This is a genomic window from Streptomyces sp. NPDC006365 (assembly GCF_042870755.1).
In the GTDB taxonomy this organism is placed as follows: domain Bacteria; phylum Actinomycetota; class Actinomycetes; order Streptomycetales; family Streptomycetaceae; genus Streptomyces; species Streptomyces xiangluensis.
Window position 1 is genome coordinate 162,390 of sequence record NZ_JBIAHS010000021.1, and the last position, 18,884, is coordinate 181,273.

The window sequence follows — 18,884 nt, forward strand, 5'->3', positions numbered from 1 at the left end:
TCGGCTGCCTATGAGCTTCCGTTCGACGTGAACAGACGCTACCTGGCTTCGGGTTGCTGATGAGCGCGGAACCGGAGGGGACCGGCTCAGATCGTCGCGGTATCGATCACGAACCGGTACCGCACATCGCTGCTCTGCACCCGCTCATACGCCTCGTTGATCTCGGACGCGCCGATCAGCTCGATCTCCGCGCCGATGCCGTGTTCGGCGCAGAAGTCCAGCATCTCCTGGGTCTCCTGGATGCCGCCGATGCCGGAGCCGGCGAGGGTTTTGCGGCCGCCGATCAACGAGAAGAGGTTGAGCTTGACGGGCTCCTCGGGGGCGCCGACGTTCACCAGGGCGCCGTCCGTGCGCAGCAGGGACAGGAACACGTTGAAGTCGAGCGGGGCCGAGACCGTCGAGACGATGAGGTCGAAGGTGCCGGCCAGCTCCTGGAAGGTCTTCGGGTCGCTGGTGGCGTAGTAGTGGTCGGCGCCCAGTTTCAGGCCGTCCTCCTGCTTGCGCAGGGACTGCGAGAGGACGGTGACCTCCGCGCCGAGGGCGTGCGCGAGCTTGACGGCCATGTGGCCGAGGCCGCCCATGCCGATGACGGCGATCTTCTTGCCCGGGCCCGCATTCCAGTGCTTCAGGGGCGAGTAGGTGGTGATGCCGGCGCAGAGCAGGGGCGCGGCCACGTCGAGGGACAGGCCGTCGGGGATGCGGACGACGTAGTTCTCGTCGACGACGATCTTCTCTGAGTAGCCGCCGTAGGTGGGCTCGCCGTCCTTGTCGAGAGCGTTGTACGTGCCGACCATGCCGCCGCCCGTGCAGTACTGCTCCAGGCCGGCCTTGCAGTTGTCGCACTCGCGGCAGGAGTCGACCATGCAGCCGACGCCCACGCGGTCGCCGACCTTGTACTTGGTGACGCCGGGGCCGACCTCGGAGACGATGCCCGCGATCTCGTGGCCCGGGATCATCGGGAAGATCGCCTCGCCCCAGCCCTCCTGCACCTGGTGAATGTCGGAGTGACAGATGCCCGCGAACTTGATGTCGATCAGCACATCGAACTCGCGGACCGCGCGGCGCTCGATGGTGGTGCGCTCCAGCGGAGCCTTGGCCGCGGGGGCGGCGTACGCAGCAACAGTGGTCATGCCGGGGTTCTCCTAGCAGAGTTTCGCGCCCGGCTGCCTTCTTTCCGTCCGGGCACGGCATCCAGCCTGCCGGACAGTTCAACATTCACCCAGACCACCGTTCTGCGTATGCACGCCGTGCGTACCACTGGCGGGGTCAGGCTCCTGTGCGTACGACCGCGTATCGGCCGTGAATACTGGATGGATGGACGTACAGCGCGACCCCGCACACGAGCCCGGCACCGGCCTGGACCGGCGCGCCGAGCTCAGCGAGTTCCTGCGCACCCGGCGTGCCCGGCTGAAGCCGGAGGACGTGGGGCTGCCCGACTTCGGGCGGCATCGCCGGGTGCCGGGACTGCGCCGCGAGGAGCTGGCGCAGCTCGCCGGGGTGTCCGTGGCGTACTACACGCGCCTGGAGCAGGGCAACGGGCAGAACGTCTCGGCGGAGGTGCTGGACTCCATCGCGCGCGCCCTGCGCCTGACCGATGCCGAGCACTCACACCTCACGCACCTGGCGAAGCCGAAGCAGCACAAGAAGAAGCCCACCGCTCGGGCCCAGCAGGTGCGGGTCGCGCTGCGGCAGCTGCTGGACTCGATCGACGGTGTCCCGGCGTACATCGTGGGGCGCCGCTCGGACATCCTGGCCTGGAACCGGATGTCCGCGGCGGTCTTCGGCGACTGGGCGGAGCTGCCGCCGAAGGAGCGGAACTGGGCTCGGCTGGTGTTCCTGAACCCCGCGTACCGCGAGCTGTTCGTGGACTGGGACCAGAAGCAGTCCGACATGGTCAGCTTTCTGCGCATGGACGCCGGCTGCCATCCGGACGACCCGCGGCTGTCCGCCCTGGTCGGCGAACTCTCCCTCAAGAGCGAGGAGTTCCGGCGGCTGTGGGCCAGGCACGACGTCAAGGAGAAGAGCCACGGCGTCAAGCGTCTGAGGCATCCCCTGGTCGGTGACCTGACGCTGTCCTTCGAGACGTTCCGCATGGTCGACGACGCCGAACAGACCCTGATCACCTACCACGCCGAACCGGGCTCCCCGTCGGCCGAGGCCCTGCGCCTGCTGGCCAGCTGGGGCACGGACGCCACGCGCGCGGGCAGGACCGCTCCCCAGGCGTAGCCACCGGCCGCGGAAGCCGCACAGGTCAAGGCCGATACGGCGGAGCCGCCCCCCAATTGCACCTCGGAATCGGCTGCTCCGCCGGAGGCTTCGCGTCCGGACCCGAGAAGTACACCGCGAGCCGCGTCCCCCACTCCGCGTACGCGACGAACGCCGAGCGGAACTCGGCGTCGGTCGGGAGGCCCGCCTCGTCCGCCGCGTCCTGGAGGAGGTTGACCCATCGGCGGCGCTGCACCTCGGTGATGCTCTTGCCGAGATGCTTGGCGACCATGTGACCGTGGCCGCCCTGCGTCTCCGAGTAGGCGGGCGGACCGCCGAAGACCTCGCCGAGCCAGAGCGCGACATGCGAGGCGTGTTCGGGGGCGAGACCGGCGAAGACGGGGGCGAGGACGTCGTCCCCCAGGACCTTGTCGTAGAACACCTCGGTGAGCCGGGAGAAGGCCTCGGCGCCGCCCGCCCAGGCGTACAGCGTCGGCATGGACGCTCCCGTGCCGCGTACGCTCGTCGGCTTGTAGTGGCGCATCTCCTCGATGTTGCCCACGTACGGCCGGATCTCGGCGAGGAAGTCGGCGAACAGCTCCGACTTCCGAAAGCCCTCGAGGTGGTCCTCGGTCGAGGTCCAGGTGATCCGCAGGATGAAGTGCTCGAAGTCCTCCTCGCAGCGCGCCAGTTCGTAGTCGACGCACTGGGGGGCCGCGGCGAGGTGGACGGCGGCACGGGTGTAGGCGGCCAGGAACTGAGCCGACTGCTGTTCGGAAATCCGGTACCGGATGTACTCGACGGTCTGAACGGTCATTCCCCCACACAAACACGAACGGCCCGCCGGAACCATGAGGTCCCGGCGGGCCATCGTCTGTCTATGCCCACCGCGTAAGAACCGGACGCGTCACATCCGCGCCCGCGGAGCCGGCCGTCAGACCGCCGAACCCGCCTTCCACTGGGCCCAGTCCATGTTCCAGCCGTTGAGGCCGTTGTCCGGAGTGATGGTCTTGTCGCCGGTGTTCTGGACCACCACGACGTCACCGATCATCGAGTTGTTGTAGAACCAGGCGCCCTCGGTGTTCGGGTCGTTCGCACCCTTGGTGTCGTTCAGACCGACACAGCCGTGGCTGGTGTTGACGTTGCCGAAGACGGAGTCGGCACCCCAGTAGTTGCCGTGGATGAAGGTGCCGGAGGTCGACAGGCGCATGGCGTGCGGTACGTCCTCGATGTCGTACTCGCCCTTGCCGTCGTCGTCCGTGAAGCCGACCGTCGCACCGTTCATCCGGGTCTCCTTGAACTTCTCGGAGATCACCATCTGGCCCTCGTACGTCTTGTTCTCGGGCGAACCGGCGGAGATCGGAATGGTCTTGACGGTCTTGCCGTCGCGCGTGACCTTCATCTGCTTGGTCTTGGCGTCGACGACCGAGACCTGGTTGCGGCCGACCGTGAAGGAGACCGTCTTCTGCTGTACGCCGGTGACACCCTCCGCGCCCTCGACGCCGTCCAGGGCCAGCTTGAGGGTGACCTTGGAGCCGCTCTTCCAGTACGCCTCGGGGCGGCAGTCCATGCGCTGGGTGCTGAACCAGTGGCAGGCGACCTCCTGGCCGCTGCTGGAGGTGACCGTGATCCCCTTCTGCACGGCCTCCTTGTTGGTGATCCCCTTGTCGAAGTTGATCGAGACCGGCATACCGACGCCGACCGTGGCACCGTCGTCGGGCGTGAAGGTGCCGATGAAGCTGTTGGACGGGGAGACGGTCGTGAACGAGGCGTTCTCGTGGGCGGCGCGGCCCTCGGAGTCCTTGGCGGCGACCGCGAGCTTGTACGTGGTGGACCGCTCCAGCTGAACACTGGGGGACCAGCTCTTCTTGTCGGCCGATATCTCGCCTTCGACGGCGTCGCCGGCCGAGGTCTTCATGGTGACGTCGGTGAGCGTGCCCTTGCTCACGGTGACCTTGGCGGCGTTGTTGATGGAGGCGTTGTCGGTGCCGTCCTTGGGGGTGATCTTGATTTCGGCCTCGGAGCTCTTCTCGGCCGCCGCCTCGTCGACCTTGGACTGCGAGGTGCCGTCCCCCTCGGCGCCGGACTTGCCCTCGTCGCCACTCCCGCTGCACGCAGAGAGCACCAGCACCCCTCCGAGCAGTGCGGACGCGACCGTCAGGCCTTTGCGCCGCTTACTGTTCGTCATCACACGCTTCTCCATCGTTGCCGAATCCCCAAGACACCTGAGAGTCCCCGTAACTTCTAGAAACGCTAAAACCGATTCATTCCGTTCCACCTATGTCGCCGGTGTGGGGCACACCACGTCGGTACGACCTCGTACGACTGGTGCCGGTGTCGGTCAGCGCTACCCCTGAGACGACAGAGCCCCGGGTTCCGGTTGCCGCCCAGGGTCACGATTACCCCAAATCGCGTCAGGCAGCCTGGTCTTGATCGCCCAGCGCGACTTTGTCGTCCACCGCGACATCATCCTCGCCGACGTACCGATCAGGCGAATCGCTGCCGCAGTGTCTTCCGTCACTGCACCATCACCGTGCCCTCACGGGGGCCGTTCGTCGGGCTCACAGGTACCGTGACTTTCCTGAGACCCGCGTCTTTCATTAACATCGGTCCTCACGGCCAATTCGCCTGCACCGCAAGGGGATCGATATTCCGTGTCCGCCGCTCGTCGATCGCTGCTGACCGCCACCGCCGCGGGCACCCTCCTGGGCGCCCTGTGGTTCGTCCCGTCCGCCAATGCGACGTGGGACGGCCCCGCGGCGGAGGCCAGAGCAGAGCGGACGTCGACCATCACGCAGGCCAAGTCCGCCTCCACCGACTCGGCTTCCACCGACCAGTCCGCCCAAACACAACTCGCCGACACCGGCAGCTTCGACACGACCCCGTACGTGGTCGGCGGAACGCTGTTCCTGGGCCTGGGCGCGGGCTTCGTCGTCTATTCGGTGCGGCGGGAGCGGGACGGGGCGTCAGGGGCGTACTAGACGGCTAACTACGGCTGCGCGGACGCGGGCCGCCCCGCCGTGCTCCACCACCCCTACGCGGCCGGGACTTCGCGTTCGGCTGCGCGGCCGCGGGCGGCGGCACCTCGACGACCACAGGCACGCCGGACGGCTCCCTAGCGCCGGTGATCCGCGTCAACTCCTCGTCGCCGGACTTGATCCGTACCGTCCGCGGGCTGATCCCCGCGTCCGACATCAGCCGGGTCATCTCACGCTTCTGCTCCGGCAGGACCAGAGTGACCACGCTGCCGGACTCGCCCGCGCGGGCGGTACGGCCGCCGCGGTGCAGGTAATCCTTGTGGTCGGTCGGCGGGTCTACGTTCACGACGAGGTCGAGATCGTCGACATGGATGCCGCGGGCCGCGACGTTCGTGGCGACCAACGCGGTGACCTGACCGTTCTTGAACTGGTCGAGGGTGCGGTTGCGTTGGGGCTGCGAGCGACCGCCGTGCAGCGCGGAGGCCCGTACGCCGTTGGCCAGCAGCCGCTTGGCGAAGCGGTCGGCGCCGCGCTTGGTGTCCACGAAGAGGATCACGCGACCGTCGCGGGCCGCGATCCGCAGGGCGACGGCCTTCTTGTCGGTCTCGTCGAGGACGTGCAGCACGTGGTGCTCCATGGTCGTCACCGCGCCGGCCGAGGGGTCGACGGAGTGCACGACCGGGTCCGAGAGGAACATCCGTACGAGCTTGTCGATGTTCTTGTCCAGCGTCGCCGAGAACAGCATCCGCTGCCCGTCCGGCTCGACCTGCTTCAGCAGCGCCGTGACCTGCGGCATGAAGCCCATGTCGGCCATCTGGTCGGCCTCGTCGAGGACGGTGATCCCGACCCGGGCAAGGGAGCAGTCGCCGCGGTCTATGAGGTCCTTGAGCCGCCCGGGCGTGGCCACGAGCACTTCGGCGCCGCGCCGCAGCGAGCCCGCCTGTCGGCCGATGGACATTCCGCCGACGACGGTGGTGAGCCGCAGGTTGACGGCGGTGGCGTACGGCGTGAGTGCGTCGGTGACCTGCTGCGCGAGCTCGCGCGTGGGCACCAGGACCAGCGCGAGCGGCGCCTTGGGCTCGGCGCGGCGGCCGGCATTGCGGGCGAGCAGCGCGAGACCGAAGGCGAGGGTCTTTCCGGAACCGGTCCGGCCCCGGCCCAGAATGTCACGCCCGGCAAGTGAGTTGGGCAGGGTCGCGCCCTGGATCGGGAAAGGCTCGATGACGCCCTGAGCCGCCAGGGTCTTCGTCAGCGCGGGCGGCATGTCCAGCGCGTCGAAGGACTCGACGGCGGGCAGCGCGGGCGTGACGGTCACCGGCAGCGTGAACTCCCGCGGAGGGGTGGCGGGCGACGACGGCTTCTTGCGTACGTTCCTGGCGCCGCCGTTCACGGCAGCGGGAGCCCCGCCGCGAGCGCCACGGGAACCGCGAGCACCTCGAGAATTCGCCGGCCGTTTACCGGCGGGTCGTTCAGGGCGTTCGAATCGAGTCATGCTGATGGGAAATTCCTTCCTATCGCGGGCCTCAAGGACCTGCTGGACGCGCGGACGGCACGAGCCGGGGCCCGCACCCGAAGGTGCGGACCCCGGCTCGATTTGAGCGTGTCCCTAAAAATTAGGCGGGGACGATGTTCTCCGCCTGCGGGCCCTTCTGGCCCTGCGTGACGTCGAAGGTGACCTTCTGGCCCTCCTGCAGCTCACGGAAGCCCGAGGTGGCGATGTTGGAGTAGTGGGCGAACACGTCCGGGCCGCCACCCTCCTGCTCGATGAAGCCGAAGCCCTTTTCCGAGTTGAACCACTTCACGGTGCCAGTTGCCATGTGTCATTTCTCCTGATAGGTGGGCCCCATCCGGAAATGACCGGTAAAACAAAACGCGCCTGAGAGAGGATTCCTTTCAGGCGCACAAAGTTAATGGGTACCAAAAACGTTTCGTTACGAACCCTAGCACAGATCCCGGCGGGGGCACGGTCTGTCGGCGTGCCCCCGCTCACACCTTCCGAGGGACCCCCGGAACTCCTACGCCAGCGGGCCCGTCACGGGCTCGACCGCCGCGACCAGATGCCCCCCGCGCACGAAGGCGTCGGCGGCCTCCAGGTCCGGTGCGAGGAAACGGTCCGGGCCCGGCCCCTGGACGCCCGCCGCACGGACCGCGTCTATGACGGCGCGGGAGGCGGGAGCCGGGGTGAGGCCCTCGCGGAGCTCGATGGCACGGGTGGCGGCATACAGCTCGATGGCGACGATCCGGGTCAGGTCGTCCACTGCGGTACGGAGCTTGCGGGCGGCCGACCAGCCCATCGACACATGGTCCTCCTGCATGGCGGAGGACGGAATCGAGTCGGCCGAGGCCGGGACGGCGAGCCGCTTCATCTCGCTGACCAGGGCGGCCTGCGTGTACTGGGCGATCATCAGCCCGCTGTCCACGCCCGCGTCGTCCGCGAGGAAGGGCGGCAGCCCGTGCGAGCGGTTCTTGTCGAGGAGCCGGTCGGTGCGGCGCTCGGCGATCGAGCCGAGGTCGGCGGCGGCGATCGCCAGGAAGTCCAGTACGTACGCGACGGGGGCGCCGTGGAAGTTGCCGTTCGACTCCACGCGGCCGTCGGGCAGCACGACGGGGTTGTCGACGGCGGAGGCGAGCTCTCGGTCGGCGACCAGACGGGCGTGGGCCATGGTGTCGCGGCCCGCGCCGGCGACCTGGGGGGCGCAGCGCACGGAGTACGCGTCCTGGACGCGCGGGGCGTCGCCCTGGTGGTGACCGGTGAGGCCGGAACCCTTCAGCACGGCGAGCATGTTGGCGGCGCTGGCGCCCTGGCCGGGGTGCGGGCGGATGTCGTGCAGCTCGGGGGCGAGCACCTTGTCGGTGCCGAGCAGCGCCTCGAGGGAGAGGGCTGCGGTGATGTCGGCGGACTTGTAGAGGGTGTCGAGGTCGGCCAGGGCCATGATCAGCATGCCGAGCATGCCGTCGGTGCCGTTGAGGAGGGCGAGACCTTCCTTCTCGCGCAGCTCGACGGGCTCGATGCCGTGGGTGGCGAGCAGTTCCCCGGCGGGTCGTACGACGCCCTCCGGGCCCTCTGCGTCCCCCTCGCCCATCAGCGCCAGGGCGCAGTGGGAGAGCGGTGCGAGGTCGCCGGAGCAGCCGAGGGAGCCGTACTCGTGCACGACCGGGGTGATGCCGGCGTTCAGGATGTCGGCCATGGTCTGCGCGACGGCCGGGCGTACGCCGGTGCGCCCCGAGCAGACGGTCTTGAGCCGCAGGAACATGAGGGCGCGTACGACTTCCCGCTCGACCCGCGGGCCCATCCCGGCCGCGTGCGACCGCACGATGTTGCGCTGGAGCTGGGCGCGCATCTCCGGGCTGATGTGCCGGGTCGCCAGGGCGCCGAACCCGGTGGACACCCCGTACACGGGTTCCGGCTTGGCCGCCAGCGCGTCCACGATCTCGCGCGCGGCGCCGAGCGCCGCCACGGCGTTCTCGGAGAGCTCGACGCGCGCCCCGCCCCGCGCCACGGCGAGCACGTCGGCCGCGGTGACACCGGTCGTCCCCACCACCACAGTATGCATATCCATATTCAGGAGCCTAGAGAGTGAATCGCCAATTGTCACGACCGCTGCCGGGGCGGGGTCCTTACAGGGTCCTGCGGGAGCCTTGCGTGCCCTGCGCGGGGCATGAGGGGCGCGGTCCGTGGCACGCGGGTCCGTATGAACCACAGCGCGCTCGGTACGAACCACAGCACCCGATGCACCGAACCGGTCACGGCCGTCTTCACCTGGAAGGTACGCCCCGGAAGGGAAGCCGAGTTCGAACGGTGGACCCATGGCATCACCCGCAGCGCTTCGCGGTTCCCCGGGAACCAGGGCGTCGCCTGGCTGCGCCCCGAGGACGGGCACCGCTTCCACGCGGTGGTGCACTTCGGCGATCCGGAGCGGCTGTCGCAGTGGCTGACGTCCCGGGAGCGGGCGGACTGGCACGCACGGATCGAGGGCATCGCCACCGAGATCAGCGGCGAGCGACAGTCGACGACCGGGATGGAGACCTGGTTCAGCCTGCCCGGTACGACGGTGCAGTCCCCGCCCCGCTGGAAGATGGTGCTGACCACGCTCCTCGCCGCCTATCCGCTGGTCCTGCTGGTCCAGTGGCTGCTGGTGCCCCTCACGACCGGCTGGCCGCTGCCGCTGCGCGCGGCGCTCTTCCCGGCGGTACTGCTGCCCACACTGACGTATGTACTGATGCCGCGCCTGAGCCGCCTGCTGCGACTGTGGCTCTACCCTTCGCCGTCGCCGTAGACGACCGGGGCGGAAGCCGGGCCGGGCTAGGGGTTCCGGCCCCTGAACCGGCGCCGATCGCCGGGCAGCTCGGGCGGGGGACGGTCGGCGAGGCGGATGACGGGGTCTTCGGGGCCGCCCTCGCGGCCTGCGACGACGGGCTTGGGGGCGCGGGCGGCCTTGGCCCGGTACTGGGCGGCGTCCGCGAGGCGGAAGAGGCGGCGGGCCGAGCGGACGTCGCCGATGGGGTCCCCGGTGGAGGCGACACCGCACGCGACGCCCTCGCCGAGCTCCAACTCGACGGCCCGGCGGCACAGTTCATCGGCGACGCGGACGACCTCGTCGGCAGCCGGGCCCACGGCCAGCAGACAGAACTCGTCACCGCCGAGGCGGGCGGCGAGCGTACCGGGGAGCATCGCGCCACACAGCGAGAGGACCGAGCCGAACCGCTCCAGGAGCCGGTCGCCTGCGGCGTGCCCCCGGGTGTCGTTGACGCGTTTCAGGCCGTTGATGTCGCAGACCACGAGGCTGACGACCGCGTCGTCGGCACGATGCCGCTCGAGGGCCTCGTCCAGGCGTACATCCACGGCGCGGCGGTTCGCGAGGCCGGTCAGCGCGTCCGTGAAAGCCAGCCGGCGGACCTCCTCCAGGCGTTCGGTCTGGGCGATCCCTGCGGCGGCGACCGAGGCGAGGACGGTGGCGAATTCGGCGTCGGCACGCGCGAAGACGGGGGCTCCCGCCCGGCGGGCCACGTACAGCTCGCCCCAGGCCCTGCCGTGCAGGACTATCGGCGCGACGACACAGCAGCCGCGCCCGCGCCTGCGCAGCGCGGCGACCCTCTGGTGGCAGTACTCGGCGCGACCCCCGGCCGGCCCCTCGGCCGTCTCCACCCAGGCGTTGGGCCCGCCGCCGGCCGCCCACCGCTCGTGCAGGAACTCCGTGATCTCCGGGAACTGATGCACGGGGTACGCCTCGTTGTCGGGGTACTCCTCCTCGTCCGCCGCCCGCTCCCCCACGTTCACGAGCACCCGCAGTCGGCCGAGCTCCCGCTCCCACACGGACAGCGCGGCGAAACTCCCGGCCAGTGCATGACAGGCCCCGACTGCGGCCGCACGCCACGACTCCTGCGGGGTGTGCGCGGCGGCCATGCCCTGCGCCAGCGCCACCACGGCCCTCAGCCGCACATCGTCACCGCCCATTACTCCAGGTTAAGGATGTTTGCGGTGATTTGGGATGTCGGGGCGCCGAACAGGGGTTTCTTGATGCTCGGAGGCGCCTCCTACTCCCCCGGCCACTCCGGCGAGCGCTTCTCGTTGAACGCTGCGACTCCCTCCGCGCGGTCCCCCGAGAAGGCGACCGAACGCCATGCCGCGTCCTCGACCTCCAGGCCCGCACGCAGGTCGAGGCCATGTCCGAGGCGGAGGGCGCGTTTGGCTGCGCGCAGGCCGACGGGAGAGTTCGCGGCGATCCGTGCGGCCAGCGCGAGCGCCTCCTCCCGGTCGCGGCCCGCCTCGACGAGGTCGTCCACGAGGCCCAGCTCCCGCGCCTCTGCGGCCTCCACCCGTCGCGCCGAGAAGACCAGCTCGGCGGCGCGGGCCGCGCCGACGCGGCGCGGGAGCAGTTGCGTGCCTCCCCCGCCCGGGATCACGCCTACGGACACCTCGGGCAACCCCACGACGGCCGTACGGTCCGCCACGACCAGGTCGCAGGCCAACGCGAGCTCGAAGCCGCCGCCCAGCGCGTAGCCGTGCACGGCCGCGATCGTGGGCATCGGCAGGTCCAGTACGCCCGTGTACGCGGCCCGAGCCACCGGCCGCTGGCGCACCAGCTCGGCGTCCGTGAGCGAGTTCCGCTCCTTCAGGTCGGCGCCGACGCAGAAGGCTCGCTCGTGGGTGGAGGTCACCACGACCACGCGTACATCCCGGTCGGCGGCCAGCGCATCACAGGCGCCGGCGAGCGACCGCGCCATCTCGGTGGACACGGCGTTCATGGCTTTGGGTCGATCGAGCGCGAGCTCCGCTACGTGCGCGTGGCGTCGCACGACGACGAACTCCCCAAAGCGCTGCTCCGGGCTCTGCTCGGCCATGGCCTTCTCCTTGGTTAACGTGGGTTAACTTTCGTGGCCTGATCATCCCAGTGGGGGCCTCCCGGGGAAAGGGCAGGGCGGCGCCGGAGAGGACGGTACGGGTCATGTGTGGCTGGCCGCTCGGCCTGCGCGCTGACCGGACCACGGGGTGGAGACCGGAGTGGGCGGCATCGAAATAGCGGCCCGTGTCGCGGAAGTAGCTGTGGAAGAGGCGTTTTGATGAGCGGAGCTCCGGCGCGGCCCATCGCGTTCGGAGTGATGCCGATGCACCACGTGAATCGGCAGTGGGCCGGTCCGTCGGCTTCGACCAGGTAGTCCTCGGCCGCGCTGACAAACAGCGGAAGTCGGGCGCGTCTGACGAATCCGCCCCCTTTCGAGTGATGCGTGCCCGAACCGCGCCGCCCCGCCCCGCGGCGCGCATAGCCTGCGCTCCGCGACAGCGCCGGGGGGCGCGTTCAATTCGGGGAGAGCACATGCGGGACGCGGGAACCAGGCCGGTGGCGGACGACCAGGCACCGGTCTACGAGGCGGCCCGCGCGGAGCGGCCTCGGGGGCGTCATCGCAAGCCGCGGCCCCGGCGGATACTGGTCGCCCTCGGAGGGCTGGCGTTGGCGGCGGGGGCGCTGAGCCTGATGCGGCTCGCACCGGAGCCGGCCGGCGGGACGGACGGGGGTGTCACGGCCACGGACATCGAACCCGCCGAGATCGAGCCCGCTGACGTCGAGCCGACAGCGGCCGGGCCCGCGGAAGCTCCCGTTCCGGTCTCGGACACCGGGTCGGCTACGGCCGAGGACGCCCCGAGGTCCCGTCGCTCCCCCTCTGCCGTCGCGCCTCCGAGCGGCGGCTCCGAGCCCGAGCGGGCCTCACGTCCGACCAGCACGCCCGCAGCGACGCCACGGGCGCCTTCCCGTACCACCGCCCCCGACGACCCGACCGCAGCACCCAAGCCGGTGAAGCCGCCCGCCCGCGAAAAGCCGTCGCCCCCGACACCCCAGCCGCCGGCATCAGACCGCCACCCCTACCGCCCCGACCTGTGCGTACCGATCGTGGGCCTCTGCCTGGACAGCCCCGGCTGAAGCTCAACCATCCCTGCGGTTCAGCAGCCACGGCTCGACCACGCCGAGACCGCGCACCGGGCGCTGCCACATCGGCTGGAGCGCGAAGCGGTACGTCGGTGGCTCCTCGCCCTCCTTTTCCGCAGCGGCAGCCGCTTCGGCGGCCTCCGCCTCGGATGCGGGCGCGTCACCTGTGCGCGTCAGCTCCTCGGCGAGCGCGCTGTCCACCAGGACGGCGTCCCGGGGAGCTATCGAGGTGAGCCGCGAGGCGAGGTTCACTGTCGCGCCGAAGACGTCGCCCATGCGCGTCGTCACCGTGCCGAAGGCGATGCCTACGCGCAGTTCGGGCATCGTCTCGTCGTTGGCCATGGTCTCGATGAGGCGCAGGGCGATCTCGGCGGCGACACCCGGGTCGTCGGCGGCGTACAGCACCTCGTCGCCCAGGGTCTTGATCAGGCGGCCCCCGTGCGCGGCCACCAGGTCCGCGGAGGTGGTCTCGAAGGCCTCGACGAGTTCGCCGAGTTCCTCTTCCTCCATGCGGCGCGTCAGGCGCGTGAAGCCGACAAGGTCCGCGAAGCCGACGGCGAGGCGGCGGTCGACCATCTCCTCGTCGTCCGCGGCCTGTACGACCCGGCCGGTCGCGGCGGCGAGCTGGCGCCGCCAGACGTAGACGAGGAACTCCTCCAGCTCGGGCAGCAGCAGCTCGACCAGGGGGTACGTCACTTCCGTGCGGGTCATGCCGGGCTCGGGCGGCTCAGTCAAGCCCTCCAGGAAGGAGTCGATCTGCCACTCGGCCAGGCGGGCGGTGGTCTGGCCGGTGGAACGGGCCACCTGGATCGCCATGGCCTCGCTCAGCAGACCCGCCTCCACCAGACCGGCAAGCCGCCGCAGCGCGAGTACGTCCGCCTCCGTGAGCGCCCTGGCCTGGCCGATGTCGGCGAAGCCCATGGCCCGCCAGAAACGTGACGCCAGGTCCATGGAGACACCCGCGCTGCGGGCCGCCTGGAACGGGGTGTAGCGCCGCTCGGCTCCGAGGATGAGCTGCTCCAGGCGGAGTGCCAGGGGGTCGTGGTCGTCGCCGGATTCGTCCACGTGCGCGTCCAACCGGTCGTGTGCCTGGGCCCGGTCGACCCGCGCGGCCGACGCGCCGGCGACGGAACCGGCGCTGCGCCCCGGCTCACCGTCGGAGGCGGGGTGCGCACCCGTGCCGGAGCCCGTGTCGTCGACGGTCACGCCTGCTGCCCTTCCGATCTGCCACGGTCACTTTCGACCGGCCTCAACTCTACGGCAGGTGTGCTGTGGCTCACTCCTGCGCTGCGGGCCCGCCTTCCGTTCCGGCCGGGGGTCCGGGGGTTGCCCCCGGGAAGACACAGCACGCCTTGGCCCACTCCAGAGTCGTACGACACGGTCCAGCCCCCGTTTCAACAGATGGGCTCGTGTACCCCACCAGTCGCATCACTCACCTCGTTGCCCTCCAACCACAGTTCCGCGCTCACTTCTCACCCTCCGCTCTCACCCTCCGCTCTCACCCTCCGCCCGCAGATGAACGATGTCCCCCGCCCCGATGGGCTGCTGCACCCCTTCGCCCGTGGCCAGCACCAGCCGTCCGTCCCCGTCGACCGCCACCGCCTCCCCCACCAGCGAGCGCCCCCCGGGCAGCTCCGCCCGCACCGTCCGCCCGAGCGTCGCGCACCCCGCGGCGTACGTCTCCTGGAGCCGGGAGGCGGCGGGATCGCCGCCGGCGGCGCGCCAGTCGACGTACCAGCGCTCCAGCGAGCGCAGCACGGCCCGCAGCAGCGGGTCTCGGTCGGTGACAGGGGATCCGGCGAGCGCGAGTGATGTCGCCGTGGGGACCGGCAGTTCGTCCTCGCGGAGCGTGACATTGATGCCCATGCCGAGTACGACGCCGTCATTGCCGGCGCGCTCGGCGAGGATGCCGCCGACCTTGCGTTCTTCGCCGCCCACGGTGAGCAGCAGGTCGTTCGGCCACTTCAGTGCCGTGTCCACGTCGGCCGTGCGGGACAGCGCGGTGGCCGTGGCGACCCCGGCGAGCAGCGGCAGCCAGCCCCAGCGCTCGAGGGGCACCTCGGCGGGCTTCAAAAGGACGGAGAAGAAGAGGCCCGAGCGTGCCGGGGCCGTCCACTGGCGGTCCAGGCGCCCGCGCCCGGCGTTCTGCTCCTCGGCCACGAGGATCGAGCCCTCCTCGGCTTTGCCGTCGGCGGCCAGGGCGACGAGGTCGGAGTTGGTGGAACCGGTACGGGACACCAGCTCGACGTCGGTCCAGAACCCCCCGTCCCGTACGAGCGCGCGGCGCAGCGCGGTGGCGTTGAGCGGCGGACGGTCCAGGTCGGACCAGCGGCCGTCGTCCCGCCCGTCGTCGCGGCCATCGTTCGCATCTGAGTCATCTCGCGGCGTCATGCAACCCACACTAGGTGTGGTAAACGCCGCACTGCCGAACGGTAGGCACCGCACTACGCTACGGATGAGTAGCCATCCCCCCTTCTGAGCACCTCACTCGCCACGTCCCCACTGAGCAGGCAGGGAGCCCCATCCCGATGTCCGAGCCGGAACAGCTGCATGAGATCGACATCCACACCACCGCGGGCAAGCTCGCGGATCTGCGGCGCCGTATCGAGGAGGCGACGCATGCCGGCTCGGCGCGTGCCGTCGAAAAGCAGCATGCCAAGGGCAAGTTGACAGCTCGTGAGCGGATCGAGCTGCTCATGGACGAGGGGTCCTTCGTCGAGCTGGACGAGTTCACGCAGCACCGCTCGACGGACTTCGGCATGGAGAAGAACCGGCCGTACGGCGACGGGGTCGTGACTGGTTACGGCACGGTCGACGGCCGCCCGGTGGCCGTGTTCTCGCAGGACTTCACCGTGTTCGGCGGCGCCCTGGGCGAGGTCTTCGGGCAGAAGATCATGAAGGTGATGGATTTCGCGCTGAAGACGGGCTGCCCGGTCATCGGCATCAACGACTCCGGCGGCGCCCGCATCCAGGAGGGCGTCTCGGCGCTCGGCATGTACGGCGAGATCTTCCGCCGCAACACCCATGCCTCCGGGGTGATCCCGCAGATCAGCCTGGTCGTCGGCCCGTGTGCGGGCGGCGCGGTCTACTCCCCCGCGATCACCGACTTCACGGTGATGGTCGACCAGACCTCGCACATGTTCATCACGGGCCCGGACGTGATCAAGACGGTGACGGGTGAGGACGTCGGCTTCGAGGAGCTGGGCGGCGCCCGCACCCACAACGCCACGTCCGGCGTGGCCCATCACATGGCGGGCGACGAGAAGGACGCGATCGAGTACATCAAGTCGCTGCTGTCCTACCTCCCGTCGAACAACCTCAGCGAGCCGCCCGCCTTCCCCGAGGAGGCGGACCTGGCGCTCACCGACGAGGACCGCGAGCTGGACACGCTCGTACCGGACAGCGCGAACCAGCCGTACGACATGCACACGGTGATCGAGCACGTCCTGGACGACGCCGACTTCTTCGAGACACAGCCGCTGTACGCGCCGAACATCGTCACCGGCTACGGCCGCGTCGAGGGCCACCCGGTGGGCATCGTGGCCAACCAGCCGATGCAGTTCGCGGGCTGCCTGGACATCAAGGCGAGCGAGAAGGCGGCACGTTTCGTGCGCACCTGCGACGCCTTCAACGTCCCGGTGATCACCTTCGTCGACGTACCCGGCTTCCTGCCGGGCGTGGACCAGGAGCACGACGGCATCATCCGCCGCGGCGCCAAGCTGATCTACGCGTACGCCGAGGCGACCGTCCCGCTGATCACGGTGATCACCCGCAAGGCGTTCGGCGGCGCGTACGACGTCATGGGCTCCAAGCACCTGGGCGCCGATCTCAACCTCGCCTGGCCGACGGCCCAGATCGCCGTGATGGGCGCGCAGGGCGCGGTCAACATCCTGCACCGCCGCACCATCGCCGCCGCGCCCGAGGAGGAGCGCGAGGAGGTCCGCCAGCGGCTCATCCAGGAGTACGAGGACCGGCTCCTCAACCCCTACGCGGCGGCCGAGCGCGGCTACATCGACGGCGTGATCATGCCGTCCGAGACCCGCTCCCATGTCGTACGGGGACTGCGTCAGCTGCGGACGAAGCGGGAATCACTGCCTCCGAAGAAGCACGGCAACATCCCCCTGTAGGGCCATCAGTTGGGAGCGGTAATGATCAAGGTCGTACGGGGTAATCCGACCCCGGAGGAGCTGGCCGCCGCACTGGCGGTGGTCCAGGCGCGCGCCGCGGCGGTGGCCGCCGCCCCGTCCGGCGCGCCCCGCGAGCCGGACGCCTGGGCGAACCCGGCACGGGTGGCGATGAGCCGGCTGCCCGCGCCCGGTCCCAGGGCGTGGGGGCGTACGTACTGGCCGGGCTAGGGGGCTCGGGTCGGAGGGTTTCCGTCCTACGCAAGATGAGTACGCGTACTCAGGCGGCCGGGCCCGGCGCGGAGTCACGATCGTGGAATGCTGTGGTCCGACCCCGAGAACGAGCCTCCCAAGGAACTGCGCGACATGCAGGACATGTTGCGGCGGCTGGGGATCCTCATGGCGTTGGCGATGGTGCTCGCGATGATCGTGCTCGGCGTCATGTGACGCGCCGCCGGTCACTGGGGCGGTCACTGGGCCAGTGACCGCCCCGACGCCCTTCTCCGACGCCCCTCCCCCCGCGTCGCTACCCTGGCCGCATGACTGATCAGCCGCGCCGTCGACTCGTCCTCGCCTCCCAGTCCCCTGCCCGGCTCGCACTGCTGAGGCAGGCCGGCCTCGACCCCGAGGTCGTCGTCAGCGGGGTCGACGAGGAGTCCGTGACCGCCCCCACCCCCGCCGAGCTGGCGCGCGCCCTCGCCGAGGCGAAGGCTTCGGTGGTGGCGGCGAAGCCCGAGCTCAAAGGCGCCCTGGTGATCGGCTGCGACTCGGTGCTCGACCTGGACGGCGAGGCTCTCGGCAAGCCCGCGGACGCCGAGGAGGCCACCGCGCGCTGGAAGTCGATGCGTGGGCGCGCGGGCACGCTGCAGACGGGGCACTGCGTGTACGACACGGTGACGGGACGGTACGCCTCGGCGACCGCGTCCACCGTGGTCCGGTTCGGCGAGCCGACGGACGCCGAGATCGCCGCGTACGTCGCCTCGGGCGAACCCCTCTACGTGGCCGGGGCGTTCACGCTCGACGGCCGCTCGGCCCCGTTCATCGAGGGCATCGACGGCGACCACGGCAACGTCATCGGGATCTCACTGCCGATGCTCCGCCGCCTGCTGGCCCAACTGGGCGTCGGGATCACGGAGTTGTGGACGCCCCGGGAGAGCTGACGCCGATCAGGAGGCCATGGGTGCCGGGGGCGTGACCGTGGGGCCCGGCCCGTCGCCGTCACCCGGCACCGCATCGGAGACCTCGGTCCCGCCCTCACGGTCGTACGCCATGAAGATCAGCACGATCAGCCCGAACACCACCATCATGAAGGCGAACGCGCCCCAGCCCACCAGACCGACCGCGAACGCGCCGACCAGGCCGTGCACCACCACCGCGCTGATGAGCAGGATGCGGCCGAGGCCGGCGGGGGCGCGGTCGCGCAGGGCGACACGCAGCGCGACGAAGCCGCAGATGGCGAAGTAGAGGCCGAAGACCAGGCCCGCGATCTTCGAGGACACGGACATCATGCCCGCGTCGAGCCCCGCGAGGGACATCTCCTGCCGGTCGACTACGACTCCCATGAACCAGTTGACAAGTGCGATGCCCACCGCCTCCGCGAAGAGCACGATCCCGGCCACCCACGCCACCGGCCTGCGCACCACCGGCCCCCACCCACTTTCGACTACCGTTCGACCGGGGCTTGCGTTACCCCAAGTAGCGTTCCGTACATCCCGAACGCTACATGGGGGTCCCCCCGGCTCGAGCGGAGTCGAGAGCTGGGGGAGGGTAAACCCCGGGACAAGGGATCCGGTGAAGGCAAAGATTCATTGGTCCATTCGTAGGGACTCCACAAAGAAACAGAGTGGGCCGCAGCACGCTCTCACAGAGACCTTGGCCACATCAGGGGGCTAGGGTTCTTGAGAAGATCCCTGCGTACCGCGGTGCGACAAGGGATTACGCGGGCGAGCGGGCCTCGTATCACGCTCCGTGTGGGCAAGCTCACCACCGGGGATGGGTCGAAACGACGTGTCGGCAGTCCCTAAACTCGGCTTGTTTCAAGGAGAGGGAGCCAACGTGCGCAAGGTGTTGATCGCCAATCGTGGCGAAATCGCTGTCCGTGTCGCCCGGGCGTGCCGAGACGCCGGTATCGCGAGCGTGGCGGTGTACGCCGA

20 protein-coding genes are annotated in these 18,884 nt (G+C 70.0%); 9 read left to right on the forward strand and 11 right to left on the reverse strand.

The window, feature by feature from the left end:
- Positions 1-86 precede the first annotated feature (86 nt).
- Positions 87-1,130, reverse strand: coding sequence for an NAD(P)-dependent alcohol dehydrogenase (locus tag ACFYO0_RS38940; RefSeq protein ID WP_388685947.1), 1,044 nt, complete (start codon positions 1,128-1,130; stop codon positions 87-89).
- 184 nt (positions 1,131-1,314) lie between these two features.
- On the opposite strand from ACFYO0_RS38940, the gene ACFYO0_RS38945 reads away from it, so the two are divergent.
- Positions 1,315-2,226, forward strand: coding sequence for a helix-turn-helix transcriptional regulator (locus ACFYO0_RS38945; protein WP_388685949.1), 912 nt, complete (start codon positions 1,315-1,317; stop codon positions 2,224-2,226).
- A 25-nt stretch (positions 2,227-2,251) separates the two neighbouring features.
- Here the strand turns inward: ACFYO0_RS38945 and ACFYO0_RS38950 are convergent, their stop codons facing one another.
- Both ACFYO0_RS38950 and ACFYO0_RS38955 read right to left on the reverse strand, forming a co-directional pair.
- The gene (locus ACFYO0_RS38950) at positions 2,252-3,022 is read right to left on the reverse strand and encodes a group II truncated hemoglobin (RefSeq protein ID WP_388685950.1); all 771 of its coding nucleotides are present in this window, start codon (positions 3,020-3,022) and stop codon (positions 2,252-2,254) included.
- Between the two features lie 117 nt (positions 3,023-3,139).
- On the reverse strand, positions 3,140-4,393 hold the full coding sequence (locus ACFYO0_RS38955; protein WP_388685952.1) for an Ig-like domain-containing protein: 1,254 nt from the start codon (positions 4,391-4,393) through the stop codon (positions 3,140-3,142).
- A gap of 466 nt (positions 4,394-4,859) precedes the next feature.
- Between ACFYO0_RS38955 and ACFYO0_RS38960 the strand changes: the two genes are divergently transcribed.
- Positions 4,860-5,186 (forward strand): LPXTG cell wall anchor domain-containing protein, encoded by a 327-nt coding sequence (locus ACFYO0_RS38960; RefSeq protein WP_388685954.1) that lies wholly within the window; start codon positions 4,860-4,862, stop codon positions 5,184-5,186.
- A gap of 4 nt (positions 5,187-5,190) precedes the next feature.
- Here ACFYO0_RS38960 and ACFYO0_RS38965 read toward each other — a convergent pair whose 3' ends face one another.
- From ACFYO0_RS38965 to hutH, 3 genes are all read right to left on the reverse strand, one after another.
- Positions 5,191-6,675: a DEAD/DEAH box helicase gene (locus ACFYO0_RS38965; protein WP_388685955.1), complete on the reverse strand. Its 1,485-nt coding sequence runs from the start codon at positions 6,673-6,675 to the stop codon at positions 5,191-5,193.
- 121 nt (positions 6,676-6,796) lie between these two features.
- Positions 6,797-7,000, reverse strand: a complete 204-nt coding sequence (locus tag ACFYO0_RS38970) for a cold-shock protein (protein WP_003991681.1) — start codon at positions 6,998-7,000, stop codon at positions 6,797-6,799.
- 198 nt (positions 7,001-7,198) lie between these two features.
- Entirely contained in the window at positions 7,199-8,737 is a 1,539-nt protein-coding gene (hutH, locus tag ACFYO0_RS38975) for a histidine ammonia-lyase (protein ID WP_388686004.1), read from the reverse strand.
- A 138-nt stretch (positions 8,738-8,875) separates the two neighbouring features.
- Between hutH and ACFYO0_RS38980 the strand changes: the two genes are divergently transcribed.
- The gene (locus ACFYO0_RS38980; protein WP_388685958.1) at positions 8,876-9,460 is read left to right on the forward strand and encodes an antibiotic biosynthesis monooxygenase; all 585 of its coding nucleotides are present in this window, start codon (positions 8,876-8,878) and stop codon (positions 9,458-9,460) included.
- A gap of 26 nt (positions 9,461-9,486) precedes the next feature.
- Here ACFYO0_RS38980 and ACFYO0_RS38985 read toward each other — a convergent pair whose 3' ends face one another.
- A complete protein-coding gene (locus ACFYO0_RS38985) occupies positions 9,487-10,638 on the reverse strand; it encodes a diguanylate cyclase domain-containing protein (RefSeq protein ID WP_388685960.1) in 1,152 nt (383 codons plus the stop codon).
- An 80-nt stretch (positions 10,639-10,718) separates the two neighbouring features.
- Complete coding sequence (locus tag ACFYO0_RS38990) at positions 10,719-11,525, reverse strand: enoyl-CoA hydratase/isomerase family protein (protein ID WP_388685962.1); 807 nt, start codon at positions 11,523-11,525, stop codon at positions 10,719-10,721.
- A gap of 473 nt (positions 11,526-11,998) precedes the next feature.
- Between ACFYO0_RS38990 and ACFYO0_RS38995 the strand changes: the two genes are divergently transcribed.
- Positions 11,999-12,601: a hypothetical protein gene (locus tag ACFYO0_RS38995; RefSeq protein ID WP_388685964.1), complete on the forward strand. Its 603-nt coding sequence runs from the start codon at positions 11,999-12,001 to the stop codon at positions 12,599-12,601.
- A gap of 3 nt (positions 12,602-12,604) precedes the next feature.
- Here ACFYO0_RS38995 and ACFYO0_RS39000 read toward each other — a convergent pair whose 3' ends face one another.
- Both ACFYO0_RS39000 and ACFYO0_RS39005 read right to left on the reverse strand, forming a co-directional pair.
- Positions 12,605-13,813, reverse strand: coding sequence for an adenylate/guanylate cyclase domain-containing protein (locus tag ACFYO0_RS39000; protein ID WP_388685967.1), 1,209 nt, complete (start codon positions 13,811-13,813; stop codon positions 12,605-12,607).
- A gap of 279 nt (positions 13,814-14,092) precedes the next feature.
- A complete protein-coding gene (locus ACFYO0_RS39005; RefSeq protein ID WP_388685969.1) occupies positions 14,093-14,998 on the reverse strand; it encodes a biotin--[acetyl-CoA-carboxylase] ligase in 906 nt (301 codons plus the stop codon).
- Between the two features lie 137 nt (positions 14,999-15,135).
- Between ACFYO0_RS39005 and ACFYO0_RS39010 the strand changes: the two genes are divergently transcribed.
- The 4 genes from ACFYO0_RS39010 (at position 15,136) to ACFYO0_RS39025 (ending at position 17,891) form a co-directional block, all read left to right on the forward strand.
- The gene (locus ACFYO0_RS39010) at positions 15,136-16,734 is read left to right on the forward strand and encodes an acyl-CoA carboxylase subunit beta (protein WP_388685972.1); all 1,599 of its coding nucleotides are present in this window, start codon (positions 15,136-15,138) and stop codon (positions 16,732-16,734) included.
- Positions 16,735-16,755: 21 nt separating this feature from the next.
- On the forward strand, positions 16,756-16,962 hold the full coding sequence (locus tag ACFYO0_RS39015) for an acyl-CoA carboxylase subunit epsilon (RefSeq protein ID WP_344391746.1): 207 nt from the start codon (positions 16,756-16,758) through the stop codon (positions 16,960-16,962).
- 87 nt (positions 16,963-17,049) lie between these two features.
- Positions 17,050-17,178 (forward strand): morphogenic membrane protein MmpB, encoded by a 129-nt coding sequence (mmpB, locus tag ACFYO0_RS39020; RefSeq protein ID WP_344391747.1) that lies wholly within the window; start codon positions 17,050-17,052, stop codon positions 17,176-17,178.
- 92 nt (positions 17,179-17,270) lie between these two features.
- The gene (locus ACFYO0_RS39025) at positions 17,271-17,891 is read left to right on the forward strand and encodes a Maf family protein (RefSeq protein WP_388685976.1); all 621 of its coding nucleotides are present in this window, start codon (positions 17,271-17,273) and stop codon (positions 17,889-17,891) included.
- 6 nt (positions 17,892-17,897) lie between these two features.
- Here ACFYO0_RS39025 and ACFYO0_RS39030 read toward each other — a convergent pair whose 3' ends face one another.
- Positions 17,898-18,374, reverse strand: coding sequence for a hypothetical protein (locus ACFYO0_RS39030; RefSeq protein ID WP_388685978.1), 477 nt, complete (start codon positions 18,372-18,374; stop codon positions 17,898-17,900).
- 412 nt (positions 18,375-18,786) lie between these two features.
- On the opposite strand from ACFYO0_RS39030, the gene ACFYO0_RS39035 reads away from it, so the two are divergent.
- The coding region (locus ACFYO0_RS39035) for a biotin carboxylase N-terminal domain-containing protein (protein WP_279617129.1) at positions 18,787-18,884 on the forward strand (98 nt) is incomplete at its 3' end.